Origin of the sequence: Pseudodesulfovibrio profundus (genome assembly GCF_900217235.1) — a bacterium.
Taxonomy (GTDB): Bacteria; Desulfobacterota; Desulfovibrionia; order Desulfovibrionales; family Desulfovibrionaceae; genus Pseudodesulfovibrio; species Pseudodesulfovibrio profundus.
Map to the genome: position 1 here is coordinate 1,737,713 of NZ_LT907975.1, position 15,285 is coordinate 1,752,997.

General features: G+C 55.6%; 13 protein-coding genes. 7 read left to right on the plus strand and 6 right to left on the minus strand.

Annotated features, from left to right (window positions below; genetic code table 11):
- Positions 1-146 precede the first annotated feature (146 nt).
- The 4 genes from DPRO_RS08300 to DPRO_RS08315 all read right to left on the minus strand — a co-directional run bounded on the left by DPRO_RS08300 (position 147) and on the right by DPRO_RS08315 (position 4,424).
- Positions 147-1,490, minus strand: a complete 1,344-nt coding sequence (locus tag DPRO_RS08300; RefSeq protein ID WP_097011621.1) for a glutamine synthetase family protein — start codon at positions 1,488-1,490, stop codon at positions 147-149.
- A gap of 255 nt (positions 1,491-1,745) precedes the next feature.
- A complete protein-coding gene (locus DPRO_RS08305; protein WP_232005751.1) occupies positions 1,746-2,681 on the minus strand; it encodes a radical SAM protein in 936 nt (311 codons plus the stop codon).
- Between the two features lie 73 nt (positions 2,682-2,754).
- Positions 2,755-3,177 (minus strand): universal stress protein, encoded by a 423-nt coding sequence (locus DPRO_RS08310; RefSeq protein WP_097011622.1) that lies wholly within the window; start codon positions 3,175-3,177, stop codon positions 2,755-2,757.
- 125 nt (positions 3,178-3,302) lie between these two features.
- On the minus strand, positions 3,303-4,424 hold the full coding sequence (locus DPRO_RS08315; RefSeq protein WP_097011623.1) for a glycosyltransferase family 4 protein: 1,122 nt from the start codon (positions 4,422-4,424) through the stop codon (positions 3,303-3,305).
- A 143-nt stretch (positions 4,425-4,567) separates the two neighbouring features.
- On the opposite strand from DPRO_RS08315, the gene DPRO_RS08320 reads away from it, so the two are divergent.
- Both DPRO_RS08320 and DPRO_RS08325 read left to right on the plus strand, forming a co-directional pair.
- The gene (locus tag DPRO_RS08320) at positions 4,568-5,584 is read left to right on the plus strand and encodes a DUF362 domain-containing protein (protein WP_097011624.1); all 1,017 of its coding nucleotides are present in this window, start codon (positions 4,568-4,570) and stop codon (positions 5,582-5,584) included.
- Positions 5,585-5,649: 65 nt separating this feature from the next.
- Complete coding sequence (locus tag DPRO_RS08325) at positions 5,650-6,279, plus strand: lactate utilization protein (protein ID WP_097011625.1); 630 nt, start codon at positions 5,650-5,652, stop codon at positions 6,277-6,279.
- Positions 6,280-6,371: 92 nt separating this feature from the next.
- Here the strand turns inward: DPRO_RS08325 and DPRO_RS08330 are convergent, their stop codons facing one another.
- Both DPRO_RS08330 and DPRO_RS08335 read right to left on the minus strand, forming a co-directional pair.
- The gene (locus tag DPRO_RS08330; RefSeq protein ID WP_097013687.1) at positions 6,372-6,698 is read right to left on the minus strand and encodes a carboxymuconolactone decarboxylase family protein; all 327 of its coding nucleotides are present in this window, start codon (positions 6,696-6,698) and stop codon (positions 6,372-6,374) included.
- A gap of 344 nt (positions 6,699-7,042) precedes the next feature.
- On the minus strand, positions 7,043-9,496 hold the full coding sequence (locus DPRO_RS08335; RefSeq protein WP_232005752.1) for an ABC transporter transmembrane domain-containing protein: 2,454 nt from the start codon (positions 9,494-9,496) through the stop codon (positions 7,043-7,045).
- Positions 9,497-9,713: 217 nt separating this feature from the next.
- Between DPRO_RS08335 and DPRO_RS08340 the strand changes: the two genes are divergently transcribed.
- The 5 genes from DPRO_RS08340 to DPRO_RS08360 all read left to right on the plus strand — a co-directional run bounded on the left by DPRO_RS08340 (position 9,714) and on the right by DPRO_RS08360 (position 15,254).
- Positions 9,714-11,855, plus strand: coding sequence for a SpoIIE family protein phosphatase (locus tag DPRO_RS08340; protein WP_162291163.1), 2,142 nt, complete (start codon positions 9,714-9,716; stop codon positions 11,853-11,855).
- Complete coding sequence (locus DPRO_RS08345) at positions 11,852-12,304, plus strand: ATP-binding protein (protein WP_097011628.1); 453 nt, start codon at positions 11,852-11,854, stop codon at positions 12,302-12,304. Before DPRO_RS08340 ends, DPRO_RS08345 begins: the two co-directional genes overlap by 4 nt.
- A 9-nt stretch (positions 12,305-12,313) precedes the next feature.
- A complete protein-coding gene (locus DPRO_RS08350) occupies positions 12,314-12,646 on the plus strand; it encodes an STAS domain-containing protein (RefSeq protein WP_097011629.1) in 333 nt (110 codons plus the stop codon).
- A 198-nt stretch (positions 12,647-12,844) separates the two neighbouring features.
- Complete coding sequence (locus DPRO_RS08355; RefSeq protein WP_097011630.1) at positions 12,845-13,747, plus strand: TIGR01777 family oxidoreductase; 903 nt, start codon at positions 12,845-12,847, stop codon at positions 13,745-13,747.
- An 88-nt stretch (positions 13,748-13,835) separates the two neighbouring features.
- A complete protein-coding gene (locus tag DPRO_RS08360; protein ID WP_097011631.1) occupies positions 13,836-15,254 on the plus strand; it encodes a sigma-54-dependent transcriptional regulator in 1,419 nt (472 codons plus the stop codon).
- The last annotated feature ends 31 nt before the right edge of the window (positions 15,255-15,285 follow it).

Genomic DNA, 15,285 nt, shown 5'->3' on the forward strand with positions numbered 1-15,285 from the left:
GGTTAATTAAGAAAATTGTTACAACACCTGAGAACGGGATAATATCCGACATTGAATACATTTTTTAGTAACACCTATACAATAAAGAAAGGCCCTCCACTTGGAGGGCCTTTCTTTATTGATGGCAAATGGCAATGGCGAATGGTCTAGAGAATGGGCAGGTACTTGTCCAATTCGTACTCGGTGACCTGGGTGCGGTATTCGTCCCACTCGGCGAGCTTGTTTTCCACGAGGGCGTTGTGCAGGTGTTCACCCAGCACTTCTTTCATGAACTTGGACTTGCGCAGGGACACGGCGGCTTCGTACAGCGAGCCGGGCAGCGCCTTGATCTTGTTGCGCTTGAGCTGACGCTCATTCATGGAGAAGATATCATCCTCGACCGGATCAGCCAGTTCGTATCCTTCTTCCATGCCACGGAGTCCTGCGGCCAACTGGACAGCGAAGCACAGATAGGGGTTGGCTGCCGGGTCCGGGCAACGCAGTTCCATGCGGGTGGCGTTTTCCTTACCGGGTTTGTACATGGGCACACGGACAAGGGCGGAGCGGTTGCGACGCGCCCAGGCAATGTACACCGGCGCTTCGTAGCCCGGCACCAGACGCTTGTAGGAGTTGACCCACTGGTTGGTGATGGCCACGAATTCCGGGGCGTGTTTCAGAATACCCGCGATGTAGGACTTGCCTTCTTCGGACAGGTGGTACTCATCGGAAGCATCATAAAAGACGTTCTTCCCGTTCTTGAAAAGCGACTGGTGGACATGCATGCCGGAGCCGTTTTCACCGAAAATCGGCTTGGGCATGAAGGTGGCGTAACAGCCGTGCTTGCGGGCGGTTTCCTTGACCACCACGCGATAGGTCATGGCGGTGTCGGCCATGCGCATGCCTTCCTGGAAGCGCAGGTCGATTTCGTGCTGGGACGGGGCGACCTCGTGGTGCGAGTACTCCACCTGAATACCCATGGCATCGAGCGCAAAGATGATATCGCGACGGATATTGTTACCGAGATCAAGGGGCGGCGCATCAAAGTATCCGCCGGAGTCGAGCACTTCGGTGTCCTGATCATCGGCGAAGAGGAAAAATTCCAGCTCGGGGCCGACATAGAAGGTGTAGCCCTTTTCCGCAGCCTGACCCATGACCTTTTTCAGGACATAGCGGGAGTCGGCCTCGAAGGGGGTGCCGTCAGGGTTGACCACATCGCAGAACATCCTTGCAACCGGCTTGTCGCTGGGACGCCAGGAGCAGATCTGGAAGGTGGTCGGGTCGGGCATGGCGACCATGTCGGATTCATCGATGCGGCAGAAACCGAGGATGGAAGAGCCATCAAAGCCCATGCCTTCCTCAAAAGATGCTTCCAACTCGCTCGGGGTGATCTGGAAGCTCTTCAGCGTGCCCAGAATGTCAAGAAACCAATACTGAATGAAGCTGACATTGTAATCCTTGACGGCTTTCATCACGTCGTCAGCGTTCTTGCAGTTGAAAACAGGAATATCCATAGATCTCCTCCGAATGAAAAATGGTTCATGGCGTAAGGGGTACGGCGTAGCCGTAACAATCTCCATGCCAGCATGGGAAACATGAGCAATGTACACGACTTGCCCGTCACCCCACAAGAGAAAGAACAAAAAAGAAGCCGTTTTTTAACAAATTTAGCAAAAATAAACGCCTATTTACCAGTATCATACACACTTTTGTCAACGGGTCATGCAACAAATAGGAATCAAAAGCAAAAACGATGACAAAAATGTACCTTAGCGCAGTATCCGGGCAAAAAACCGGTCACTGCGCACTTCAAAACGCTGCAAACCGTTGGACCTGGCCGCCTTTCGCGCCGAATCATATTCTTCGCGGGTAATCATTCGATCGGCCAGACCGGTGGCTTCGACCTCACCGCACGGGCGGTATTGATCCATGATGTTGACGAAGGTCTCCCGCGAAAGGTCGGCTATGAACTCCATCCACTGGTCGCTCCCGGCAATACCATCCGGCATGACCAGATGCCGCACCAGCAGGCCGCGCAACGCCCTGTCCTGATGATCCAGTTGCAGGTCGCCCACCTGTCGATGCATCTCCCGAACCGCCAGCCGCGCCCGCTCGGGGTAGTCGCCCGCACCAAGCAGGGTGGCTGCATGGGCAGGCTCCCATATCTTCACATCCGGCATGTAGATGTCGATGACCCCGTCGAGCAGGCGAAGGGTTTTCAGCGCATCATAGCCGCTGGTGTTGTACACGAGCGGGATGGACAGACCATGGGCAGCCGCAATGGGCAGCGCCTCCAGAATCTGCGGGACCACATGGCTGGGGGTGACGAAATTGATGTTGTGACAACCCTGCTTCTGCAACTCCAGCATCACCCCGGCCAGTTCTTCCGGGTCGGCCTCGAGACCAAAATCGGCATCACGGCTGATGTCGTAATTCTGGCAGAAGGTGCAGCCGAGATTGCATCCCGCAAAGAAGATGGTGCCGGAACCATGTTCGCCCACCAGAGGAGCTTCCTCCCCGAAGTGGGCGTTGTAACTGCTGACCACCGCCCGTCGCCCGCTGCCGCAGAAGCCGGTTTCGCCACTGAGGCGATCGACTCCGCAGTTGCGCGGGCATAGGCGGCATTTTTTCAATCGCCCGAGCGCCTCGGCAACACGTTGCTCAAGGCGTTCGGAGCGATACAGTTTCACATATCCGGCGATCACCAGCTTCCTCCGGCAGTCCACCATGGGGTCTTTTCATAGCGAGACAGCGACATGTCACACATTATGGCGAGCGTTACTTGACCACCAGCACCGGGACAGAAACCATATGCAGGACCTTGTGGGTCGCCGAGCCGAGAATCAGTCCTTCGAGATCGGACTTGCCCTTGGAGCCCATGACGACCATATCGCACTTTTCCACACGGACCACGTTATCCACCACTTCAGCCACATCGCCGCCGATGACCAGATCAGTATAATCCACATCGGCATCTTCGAGCTTTTCGCGGTAGTGATCCATGACCGCCTCGGCTCCCTTGGTAAGGATATCGAGCAGGTCATCCGCATTGGGTTGACCGAGTCCTGTGGGAACGGGTCTGCGCACATGCAGGAGCACGATGGTGGCGTTGTTATCCAGGGCCATACCGATGGCCATGTCTGCAGCGGCGTCCGAGGGACCGGAGCCGTCGACGGGCAGGAGAATTCTGTTCACATTCATTCAGGACCTCCAGAAGTTGGGCCGATCCGTCCGCACCCGAACGGGCGCGAGCGGAGACCGGACAATTTGGTCCCATTATACCTCATCAACACGCTTAATGCCAGAGGTCCCGAGTAAATGTTCGATCAGATGAGGCCCATGAAGGAGAGAAGCGCGTCGTTGTGCGCCTGTGCGTCGAAGCGGTCCTCGACAAGCGCCCTGCCGCTGGCTCCCATTGCCGCAACCTGCGACGGATCATTGATCAGGGTTTGCATGGCGTCGACCAGCCCCTGCTCGTCGCCAAACGGTACAAGCAAGCCATTTCTCCCGAATTCGACCGCTTCACGACACCCGGGGGAGTCCGCAGCAACGACCGCGCGGCCCATGGCCATGGCCCGGAGCACGGGCTGGGGAGCGGATTCACGGTGGCTCGGCCAGACAAAGACCGAGGAACGGGCGATCTCGGCCCGCTCGTCCTCTGTCGCGCCGACGATGTCCAGACCGCCCTCACGCCAGGAATTGACCTCGCTCTCAGGGATGGCGTCATCCTTGTCGGTCAGCAGACCGAGCAGGCGAAAGGAAATATCCGGGTACTGCTTTTTCAGACGCAATGCAGCGGCTGCGTATTCGCGCACGCCCATGGAAGCGCGCAGTTCGGAACGGCACAGGAAGGAAGGCGCTTCCGGCAGTGGTGCCACATCATACTCTTCCAGATCCACGCCCGTTCCGTTGATCACGGTGGTTTCGGCATGGTCGGGCAGCAGGTTCAATGTCCGGAACAGAGATTCATCCTCGTCCTTTTGAAAAATCACTCCGTCACAGGCTCGCAGGCCGGAGCGGTACATGCTTTTGGTCACGGCGAACCGAACGCTGCGCAGAAGCCCGCTGTCACGAAGGAAATCATAGCCCAGCCCAGTCACCATGCCGTAGACGCGCTTCTTATGAGCGACCCACGCCATCCGTGCCGAAAGAGCCCCGAAGACCACTGGTTTGAAGGAGTAGGAAAAGACCAGATCAGGATTGATGCGGTGCATGATCTGCTTGAAGTGCAGCAGCGAGCTGATGTCGGCAAAGGGATTGAACACACCCGGCGCAAGGGGAATGATGGAATATTCCACTCCCAGCGCTTCCAATTGCGGCCCGACATCCGGGGTGTGCAGCGGAGCCAGTGCGTGTACCTCATGGCCCAACGCGACCAATCGCTTCAGGAGGGGACCGCGCAGTGAAAGCAGGGACGGGGCATACCCGCCGGCGACAACAATTCTCATGGCATGTGCATCCTTGTGTATGACGTTCGGCTGATCCCTACCAAAAGCATGGACCTTTGAAAACAGAAACCGAAGAAGGCCGCTCCTGCCATCACTTTACATGTGTCATGCTTCCCCGTAGTATGCATAATGGAGGGAAAAGCATGACCAGAGCACATCAGACATCCATGGGACGGCGTCGATGCCTGCGAACTTTACTGTTTCTTGGCGCAGGGATTTTGTCGGGAGCCGGATTCCCACGGAAGGCACGAGCAATGAACACAACCACCACTGTCGTCGTTATTGCCACAGATGACAGAAAGAAGGGAGTCCGGGCTGCCATGGAGTATTTCGGGCTGCACGGCATTGATGGCAGCCGCGTCGCGCTCAAGGCGAATTACAACAGCGCCGATCCGTTCCCGGCCTCGACACACCCGGACACACTGGAAGCCATCATTCAGACTCTGCGGGATGCAGGCGCCCGATCCATCACCCTGCCGGAACGAAGCGGCATGGGCGACACCGCTTCGGTCCTGCAAACCATGGGTGTTAACACCATCTGCGAAGAACACGGGGCGGAAGTGGTGATCATGGATGACCTGGATGCGGACGGCTATGTACCCCATTCACCCAAGCGGTCCCACTGGAAGCGCGGATTCCTGCTGGCCCGTCCCTTTGAGGAGGCAGACAAGGTCATCCAGACGTGTTGCCTCAAGACCCATCAGTACGGCGGCCATTTTACCATGTCCCTCAAGAATGTGGTGGGAGCCATTGCAAAGTATGACCCCAACGACGGGTACAACTACATGCGCGAACTACACTCCTCCTCGCGACAGCGGTCGCTCATTGCCGAGATCGGGCTGGCGTTCCGTAATGACCTCATCATCATGGACGGACTCAAGGCGTTTGTCTCCGGCGGTCCGCACACAGGCAAGGAAGTATATCCGGGCGTAATCATAGCAGGCACCGACCCGGTAGCCGTGGACAGCGTGGGCGTTGCCATCCTGCGTACATTCGGCACCACCCGGGAGGTGATGCGAGGCTCGGTGGCAGATCAGGAGCAGATCAAGCGTGCTGCCGAGTTGGGCGTGGGGATCAGTGACCCGTCCCGTATCGACCTGGTCGGGATGGGAGATGGTGCGGATAAGATAGTTGCCGACATACGGGCGCATCTCGCCTAGCCGGTTGCCGGGAATGGCAGACATGGGTAGGGTCGACCATCATTCACACCAACCCGGAAGCTGCCATGTCCAAACGCATCGAACAGACACTCGCCGCCCTTGAAACGAACCGATTCCTCCCCTATCTGGCGGATGACACGTCCCACGCTGCCGAAATAATCCTTTCCGAGATCATCCCGGAACTGGCGCCCGGAGTGGTCTCTTACGGCGACTCGATGACCCTCATGGAAACCGGTGTGCTGGAAACTTTCAGACACGATCCCGCCATTCGGTTCATCGACACCTTTGAGCCGGGGGTGGATCGAGCCACCATTCTGCAACGACGGCGGGAGGCGCTGCTTGCCGACCTGTTCCTGACCGGAACCAACGCCCTGACCATGGACGGCAAGCTCGTGAATCTCGACATGGTCGGCAATCGCGTGGCCGGACTGGTCTTCGGTCCCACCGACGTCATCGTGACCGTGGGAACCAACAAGATCGTCAAGAACACGGATGAAGCGGTAAAGCGCATCCGTGAACAGGCAGCCCCGCTCAATGCCAAACGTCACAACACGGCGACTCCATGCGCCAAGACCGGCAAATGCCAGCAGTGCAAAAGCCCGGAGCGCATCTGCAATGTGTGGACGATCATGGAAAAGAGCTGGCCCGAAGGACGAATCCGGGTCGTGCTCATTGATCAGGAACTCGGCCTGTAGAATCGACTCCTCTGAAGACTTCATCGCCAGAAGCCACAAAAAAGGCCGTACAAGCATGCTTGTACGGCCTTTTCTATCGGTTTCAATTCGTTCTAATCGAAGAGTTTGTCCACTTCTTCGTAAATGTGGCGCATATACATCATGCGCGGGGAGCCACCCATGGCAACAGCCAAAAGACCGGCATCGATGATTTCATCCTTGGTTGCACCGTGGGTTGCCGCGTTCTGGACATGCAGGGAAATACACATGTCGCACTGCGAGAGAATGGAACAGGCGATGAGGATCAGCGACTGGTATTTGTCCTCGATGGAGCTGCCCTTTTTGATGGATGAGGTGAAGCTCTGATATGCTTTGAACACATCGCGACGGTTTTTGTTCATCTGACGGAAGAGTTCCGTTGCTTTCTCTGCGGGTTCCATATTTGTCTCCTTGAAATATGTGTCGGCACCATGTGCCATGCGTTTCCTTTGAATCCACAGGAAACTACGCATCAATTGCGTTTTTTTCAACTCTATTGGAACTGGTGGCTTGGGGAAGGAAGACTGGTCTTCGGCCCCGGAGCGAACCCCGAGGCCGAAGCCCTATGAGAGAGAGAGTCCCGATTTGGGTAAATCAGGCCTACATGCAAAAAAATAGCGTGTAAAGCGAAAAAACAATGTTATTTTTCTTTCTTTTGTGAACATTTTTTTGCACATCCGCAAAAAAATGACACAAAAGACGGCTTATCACGCTGGTTTCCATCCTTTTCTTCAGGGCTAAGCTGTTAATCCTGAGTGCCGCGAACCAACGTGTAGAGCGCTCCCTTGCGCTCGATCAATTCCTCGTAGCCACCCTGTTCCACGATTTTACCCGCCTTGAGCACCACGACCTTGTCGTAATGCGGCAGCATATCCAGGCGATGAATGACCGCCAACACAGTGGAGCGTCCTTTCAGATTGGAAGTAATGATATTCTGCACCCGGGCCTGCGACTTGTTATCCAGCGCAGCCGTTGCTTCATCCAGAATGAGGATGGGCGGATTCTTGAGGAATGTCCGGGCAAGGGCGATTTTCTGTCGCTGTCCACCGGAAAGACGATCTCCCATGGAACCGACCTCAAATTCAAGCCCGATCTCAATGACCGGCTCCAGTGCGCCTTGCATGATCAGGGCCTGCATGATGCGATGGTTGATCTCGTCTTCGGCATCCGGATCATCCGAACGAACACGGCCGAACAGGATATTATCCTTGATATTGATGGAATCGATATAGTGATCGCCGATAAAGAAGGCGAAGGCTCCCGGGAACTCTTCTTCGACCATCTTCATGAAGTCCTGGCGAGAATTGACCACGCGGTTGGCAAAGCCTCTGTCCAGGTCCACCTGACGATGGATACCGGGGATAAACGCCAATGCCAGCTTGTGGACCAACGCGGTTTCCTCTTCACTGAGGGGGTTGCCTGAATCGAGTCGGTTGGCCACCTTCTGATATTCGCCGTACAGCTCTTCGGGGATGGGACTGTTTTCAAACATCTGCGGCTCGGGTTCGGGACCCAGCTCATCCGTGACAACACGGGCCAGTGTTTCACCAAGCACGGTCAGATGCGCCATGAGTCCATGACTCTCCAGAAATTCGAGGAACCGCGGATGGAGATGCAGATGCTCCTGGTCATACTTTTCGTCCACGGCCGAGCCGAAAGCAATGTTTTCGGCAACGGTCATGTAACGGGAGTAGTGTTCCATATCAAAGAACTCAATGGATTCAGCCACATCTGCATACATGCCCTCTTCACCTTCCTGGAAGTCGCGACGAACCTCGACGATATCATCGCGCAACTGGATATGCGCTCCGGGCTCAAGGCGGGCGCGCAGGGCAAAAGCGAGTACATCGGTATAGAGCCCGACCTGTTGGGTAACCTTGATCAGTGTGTCGAGGTCAGGCTCGTCGCCTCTGGACGTACAGGAGCCACCCTGCATGGTCAGCGACTTGCAGGAGTACAGAAGGTTCTCCTTGACGGTCCCGTCAAAAATGAACGGATGCTGGGCGACCATGCCCAGATTGTAACTCATATCCTGCTTGGTCAGTTCACTGACTTCCCTGCCGCCGATGAGCACCGACCCACCGGTATACTTGTACAGCTGGGCCACACAGAGCGCCAATGTGGATTTACCTGAACCGGAAAAGCCGACCAGCGCCACATGTTCGCCCCCTTTGACCTTGAGGGAAATACGATCCAGCAGCTTGATGTTGCCACCGACAACAAAGGTGAGGTCTTTGACTTCCAGATCATTGTCGAGAGCATACGGGGAACGGCCTTCCACGGCCTGGAGAAATTCCGGGCTCTGGTCAAAGGCACGCATGATCTGCTTGTAGCGGACAGAGCTGTCCTGGTAGACCTGCCAAAACTCCATGAGCTCCTTCCACGGATCATACAGCTTTTCGTAGGCGGAAAGAAACGCCACGATGGCACCAACGTCGAAGCGACCCTGAATGGCATAGTAACCACCGATCAGGAACAGGATGAACGGCCCGAGGCTCATGAAAAAATTGTTGACGAACTTGATGGCGAACTTGAGCCCGTTTTGCAGAACCGTGGCCTTATACAACTCATCAAGTACCGATTTGAACCGGCGGGATTCAAGCGGGATCGATGCGTTGGAGTGTACCTCGTGCACACCTGACACGGCCTCGCCCACCAGACCGGACAGTTTCTGCGTGTGTTTCATACGCCGTCGATTGGCTCGGCGGAACCGCTTCTGGAGCCGCGGCAGCACGAACAACTCGATGGGATAGATGGAAATGGAAATGAGTCCGATGGTCGGATTCAGATAGATCATGTAACCGGCCATGGCAAAGAACGTCAGGATGTTGACCGCAGGCACGGCAACAGCCTGTCCGATGAATGTGGCAACCGGGATGAATTCGGTGATGATGTAGGAAATGACGTTGCCGGGAGAAGTACGGCGATAGAACTGAATGGGCAGGGAGAGCAGATGTTCGTAGAGTCGCTCACGGACAGTCCTGAGTGTTCGCTCCCCGATGTAGACCTGTAGCAGGTTGATGATGAATTTCAGTATGCCAGCCAGAGTCACGGCACCTATATACAGGCCGCAGTACAGGTACAAGGCATTCAGATCGCGCAAACCAATGGCCTCGTTGATGATCCGCTTCTGCATCTCCAGTGGAAGGACACGCATGACCACGGTGATGACAATGACTCCCACAACAAGCAGCTGCAAGTGAAGATTCCTGAATAGCACCCAGGAATATAATGATGTTTTCGTCACTCGTTTGGTTTCATTGGGATGCGGCATAATCTGTCTCGTTCCTCTCCATAGATGGCGGTGCTCCCTGATACATAAACGGAACGCCTCTGTTTTCCAAGTTTATTATGTTTTTTACCGGTAGTCTGGCATTTTCGTCTGGATTATGCTCTTATCGCCCCGAGGCAGTCTCATGAAAATGTCCATTCGCATAAAATTCTTCATCATTCTCATCGCCTTCAGTCTGGGGCCGATGCTGTTTTCCCGTACGCTCATGGGCAGGGAGGCCACTCAGGCCGCCCAGGAAATGGCAAGCACGACGCGGCAGGAGATGCACCAGATCATCAATGCCGAACTGGAAACCAATGCTGTCAGCCTCATGCAGTATCTGGAGGCTCGCGGACAAATGTTCTCCATAGGTGTTCAGTTGTTGGCAAAATCAGTCGAACACGCCTTGTTCTGGGAACGTCCCGTGCACGACCTCCCGACCTACATGACCACATCATTCGGCAAGAGCGACCAGGGTCCCGCCGATCAGGTCGACTCACCGGTCTACCTGCGAAAGGTACGTCGAGGCGAGATCAAGCCCGTGCGCGTCAGCATGGACCATGCCGCTTTCAAACTGCCCATGCACGAAGCCGTTACTGACGCGGATGAGACCATGTATCGTCTCAACAGCGTGGTCGAAACCATCAAGGACATTCACCGCGAGCACGGTTTTGGTCCCTACTGGTATAACGTGGGCCTGAATTCCGGCCTCTTCATGACCTACCCCGGCCACGGCCAGTACCCCATGCGTTGGGATCATCGCGATCAAGCCTGGTACCACTCCTTCAAGGGACACAAGAACAAGGTCGCCTGGACCATGCCCGAGATCGACCCGGTCACCCGGCTCGCCATCACCTCACTCTCAACGGCCATTCACGACCCCGAGGGCAACTTCGTCGGTGCCGTTGGCATGGATATCCCGCTCTCCAGCATTCTGGAAGAAGCCAGCCTCAAATCGCGCTGGAGCGATAAAATCCAGTCTTTTCTGGTCAAGCTCCACCCTGGAGACAAACCCGAAGACGGCTACCTGCTCATACTTGCGCAGCAAGCATATGATGATACCAACCGCCGATCATGGATGTCCGGCATCGAGGCCGAATACATGGTGGCAGATGACGGCGAAAACACGACTCGCCTGATTCAGGCCATGACGGAATCGAAGAGCGGTGTCATCCGCCTGCCCTACAAAGGCGAAGATTGCGTCTGGGCTTATGCATCCAACAAGGACTTCAGTTTCCTGCTGATCATCCCCGAAGCCGTGGCTACCCAGTTGCCCGATCAGGTGGCTGGATCGATCACGTCGATTTTCGAGCGCATCCGCACTATCTCGCTGTATGTTTCCGGGTTGGTCTTCGTGGTGGTCGGCCTCATCGCATGGTTCGGTTCCCGCAAGGTCACCAAACCCTTGCTCCAAATGGCCTCGGCTGCCAAACGGTTGGCCCGTGGCGACTTCTCGACCCGTATCGACATGCACACCGGTGACGAGCGCGATCAGCTCATCAACGCATTCAATGAAATGGGACCGAAGCTGCAGGAGCACCTTCACCTGCGTCGCGACATGGAACTGGCCCAACAGGTCCAGCAACTGCTGCTTCCCGCAGACGTTCCGGCCCTCGAAGGCTGGGAGATATCCGGCGGCATCGAATTCTGTGACGAGACCGGCGGCGACTATTACGACTTCATTCCCATGACCCAGGGTGACACACGATGTCTTGGCGTCGTGCTGGGCGATGTTTCCGGGCACGGCGTACCCTCGGCACTGATGATGGCGACGGTCAGAGGACAACTGCACTCCCTGTCCAAGGCTCCCCTTCGTCCCTGTCGGCGCATTCAGGCCATCAACACCGTGTTGAGCCGCGACCTCGACGGGACCGGCCGGTTCCTCACTCTCTTTTACCTGCGACTGTGTGCCAATGATTCCGAGGTAATATGGGTACGAGCGGGACACGATCCGGCCATCCGCTACAATCCGGAAACCGACGAGTTTTCACAACTCAGCGGTGAAGGGCTGCCCCTTGGCGTGCTCGAAGAATATACCTTCGAAGAATACAGCACCAAGCTTCACGCCGGAGAAATCCTGCTGCTTGCCACGGATGGGGTATGGGAAGCACGCAACCAAGAGGGCGAAATGTTTGGCAAAGAAAGAATGCTTGCCATAATCAGGGAGAATGCGCACAATTCCATTGAAACTGTACGAAAGGCGATAGTTCAGGCCGTTGAAGAGTTTCAAGGCAACGGACAGGAAGATGATATCGCCGTCGTCGTCATCAAGAGGGTTCAATCGTGACTGAGAACACCGTATCCTTCCGCATGACCAACAAGGAAAACTGCTTCAGGCGTTTCCGGCCCCTGCTGGTAACGTTCGGAGAACAGCACGGTCTGCCGGACAAGGTCATTTTCCACCTCTCTCTGGTCATCGATGAACTTGTCACCAATATCATCAGTTACGGGTACGCCGATTTCAACATCCATCCCATCGACGTTTCCCTCTCCCTTGAAGGAACGGTCGTCACCATCCGTATCGAGGATGACGGCAAGCCCTTCAATATTCTGACAGCCCCACCGCCTGAACTGGATATCCCGCTGGATGAACGGGTCCGACCTGTGGGCGGCATGGGGGTCCATCTGGTGAAGTCCATGGTCCACCTTGTCCAATACGAACGAAAAGACGACAAAAACATACTGACACTGATCAAGGACCTCAGTAAGAAATGCTGCATCGACAGCAAAAAATAGGGGAAAAGCATGGCTCTCAACGAAACCAAAGAAAACGGCATCACCATCATCACCGTGAACGGCAACCTGGATGCCGAAGGTACACAGGACATGGAAGAACGGGTCATTGGTCTGTTGGAAAACGGTGAGCGCTCGCTGTTGTTTGATTTCTCGGACCTCGACTACATCAACAGCTCGGGGCTTCGCGTTCTGGTATTGGCTTACCAGCGCCTCAAGAAAAATCAGGGCAGCGTGGCCATCTGCGGAATCAAGGACTACATTCAGGAAGTCTTTGAAGTGTCCGGCTACGACAAGATTTTCCCGCTTTACCCCAATAGAACAGACGCCATTTCCGGCATGTAGCCCTCAGCCGGGGACGAGTGTCACTATTTCGTCCTGCCGTCATTCACACTCTGCTCCTGCTTCTTTCCGAGACAGGAGCTATGGCGCGTGATTTTCCCTTTATAGACACGACAAAAACGAACGACCATCTGGCCTATTCCCATTGACCGTGGTATTCTCGGGTCAACTATCAGGATACACACAGCAAACGAGGATTCCATGCGTGCGATAATTGCCGGCGGGACCGGCTTCATTGGCAAGAATCTGGTTGATAACCTCAAGGGAAGCGACTGGGAGATCGTGGTCTTGTCCAGATCGCCCGGCAAAGTGGCCGACATCTTCGACAGCGGTGTCATCGGCATGCGCTGGGACAACGGCGATTGGCCCGACATGCTCGGCCCAGAAACCGTAGTGGTCAACCTTGCCGGAGAGAACATCGCTGACGGACGCTGGACCGCCAGCAAAAAGGAGCGCATCCTCACCAGTCGCATCAAGGCCGGACAGCGGCTGGTTGAAGTGGTCAAGCAATCCGGGGTCACCCCTGCCGCCCTCATTCAGGCTTCAGCCGTCGGTTACTACGGTCCGCACGGCGACAAGCTCATCGATGAATCAACTCCTTCAGGGAGTGGTTTTCTGGCCGAAGTCTGCCGACAGTGGGAGGCGTCCACACAGGAACTGAAGAGCATGGGCGTGCGACGCTGCGTGATCCGCACGGGCATGGTCCTTGGGGATGGTGGCGCACTGGAAAAGATGCTCCCGCCATTTCGCAATTATCTGGGCGGCCCTCCCGGAGATGGATTTCAGGGCGCGTCATGGATTCACATGGCAGATGAAGTCGGCGCCATCCGGTTCCTCATGGAAAACACGGCTGCCAGCGGCGCGTTCAACCTCACTGCACCGACGCCGGTTCGCATGCGCAAGTTTTCCCGCATCCTCGGCGAAACACTGGACCGGCCCTACAAGCTCAAGGTTCCGCCATTCGCATTGCGGCTCCTGTTCGGCGAAATGGCTGATGAAGTCTTGCTCAGCGGCCAACTGGCATTACCCAAACGGTTGCAGGAAGCGGGCTATGAATTCCGGTTCGCCACCCTGGAAGACGCGCTCAAGGATATTTTGGGCTAACCCACTTGAATCCCATGCTTCCGTCATTTATGAGTAAGCAATCCATCGGCGGACACCGAACCGTGAACAACTGCAACCTGGAAGACCCATGGCCGGACATATTCTGATCATAGACGACGAAGAGGACATCCGCTTTTCCCTGCGCGGCATTCTGGAAGACGAGGGGCATAATGTAGTTGAAGCCGAGAGTGGCGAAGAGGGGCTGGAGCTGATCGGCACCGACATCCCGGACATGGTCTTTCTCGATATCTGGCTGCCGGGGATTGATGGCCTTGAGGTACTCGACGCCATTGCCAAGCAGCACAAGGAATTGCCGGTGATCATGATCTCCGGGCATGGTACCATCGAGACCGCTGTTCAGGCGCTCAAACGCGGGGCCTTCGATTTCATCGAAAAACCTCTCTCACTGGAAAAGGTCGTGGTCGCCACCCGCAATGCGCTGGAGTTTTCCCGACTGCGCCAGGAGAACATGGCCCTCAAAACGCGGATCAATTCCGAGCAGCCCACATCGCTGACCGGCCAGTCCGAGTCCATCCGCAATCTCAACGATGTCATCTGCCGCGTTGCCCCCACAGACGCATGGGTCCTGATTACCGGCGAGAACGGCACCGGTAAGGAAATCGTGGCCCGCTCCATCCATAATCATTCCAATCGCAGCGACAAACCACTGGTGGCCGTGAACTGTGCAGCCATTCCCGAGGAACTGATCGAATCCGAACTGTTCGGTCATGAGAAAGGGGCCTTCACCGGTGCGGAAAAAGCGCAGGAAGGTAAATTTGAGCTGGCTGACGGCGGCATTCTCTTCCTTGATGAAATTGGTGACATGAGCCTGAAAACACAGGCAAAGATTTTACGTATTTTGCAGGAGCAATCGTTCGAACACGTTGGCGGTCGCAAAACCATCACCGTTGATGTGCGCGTGGTTGCTGCCACCAACAAGAATCTGCTGCACGAAATCGAAGCCGGGAATTTTCGAGAGGATCTCTACTATCGGCTCAAGGTTTTCCCACTGGAACTGCCGCCCCTGCGTGAACGTATTGAGGATATCCCGCTTTTGATCAGTGACTTCATGGATTCGCTTATCAAGCAGCACGGATTCAAGCCCATTTCCTTCACCCCGGCGTCCATGGATATTCTTCAGGCCTACCCGTGGCCCGGCAACGTCCGCGAACTCAAGAATTTCGTGGAGCGCATGTTCATCATGTACGCCGGAGATGCGGTCTCTCCAGACAAATTGCCGCCGGAATTCAAAAAAACAGCCACTCCGGCCCGCCCGTCAGTCAATACCGAAGCCAATGGGGAAAGCAGCGAAGGTGTGGATTTCGGCGCTCTGATAGCCGGTGGCCCCAACGATCTGAAACAGGCACGGGCCGACTTTGAAGCCCGTTTCCTTGAGGCCAAGCTGAGCGAGTTTGATGGCAACATCACCCAACTTGCCAAGGCCATCGGGCTGGAGCGAAGTTCCCTGTACCGCAAGCTGAAAGCATATAAAATTCAGACAGATTAGCACGAATCAGCACAGTCGGTTGCTACGCCCC

Coding starts and splice junctions, on each gene's coding strand:
- DPRO_RS08310 (WP_097011622.1), bottom strand. CDS start 3,177: ATGAATGTGAACAGAATTCTCCTGCCCGTCGACGGCTCCGGTCCCTCG.
- DPRO_RS08330 (WP_097013687.1), bottom strand. CDS start 6,698: ATGGAACCCGCAGAGAAAGCAACGGAACTCTTCCGTCAGATGAACAAA.
- DPRO_RS08320 (WP_097011624.1), top strand. CDS start 4,568: ATGACCAGAGCACATCAGACATCCATGGGACGGCGTCGATGCCTGCGA.
- DPRO_RS08360 (WP_097011631.1), top strand. CDS start 13,836: ATGGCCGGACATATTCTGATCATAGACGACGAAGAGGACATCCGCTTT.
- DPRO_RS08315 (WP_097011623.1), bottom strand. CDS start 4,424: ATGAGAATTGTTGTCGCCGGCGGGTATGCCCCGTCCCTGCTTTCACTG.
- DPRO_RS08300 (WP_097011621.1), bottom strand. CDS start 1,490: ATGGATATTCCTGTTTTCAACTGCAAGAACGCTGACGACGTGATGAAA.
- DPRO_RS08350 (WP_097011629.1), top strand. CDS start 12,314: ATGGCTCTCAACGAAACCAAAGAAAACGGCATCACCATCATCACCGTG.
- DPRO_RS08325 (WP_097011625.1), top strand. CDS start 5,650: ATGTCCAAACGCATCGAACAGACACTCGCCGCCCTTGAAACGAACCGA.
- DPRO_RS08355 (WP_097011630.1), top strand. CDS start 12,845: ATGCGTGCGATAATTGCCGGCGGGACCGGCTTCATTGGCAAGAATCTG.
- DPRO_RS08340 (WP_162291163.1), top strand. CDS start 9,714: ATGAAAATGTCCATTCGCATAAAATTCTTCATCATTCTCATCGCCTTC.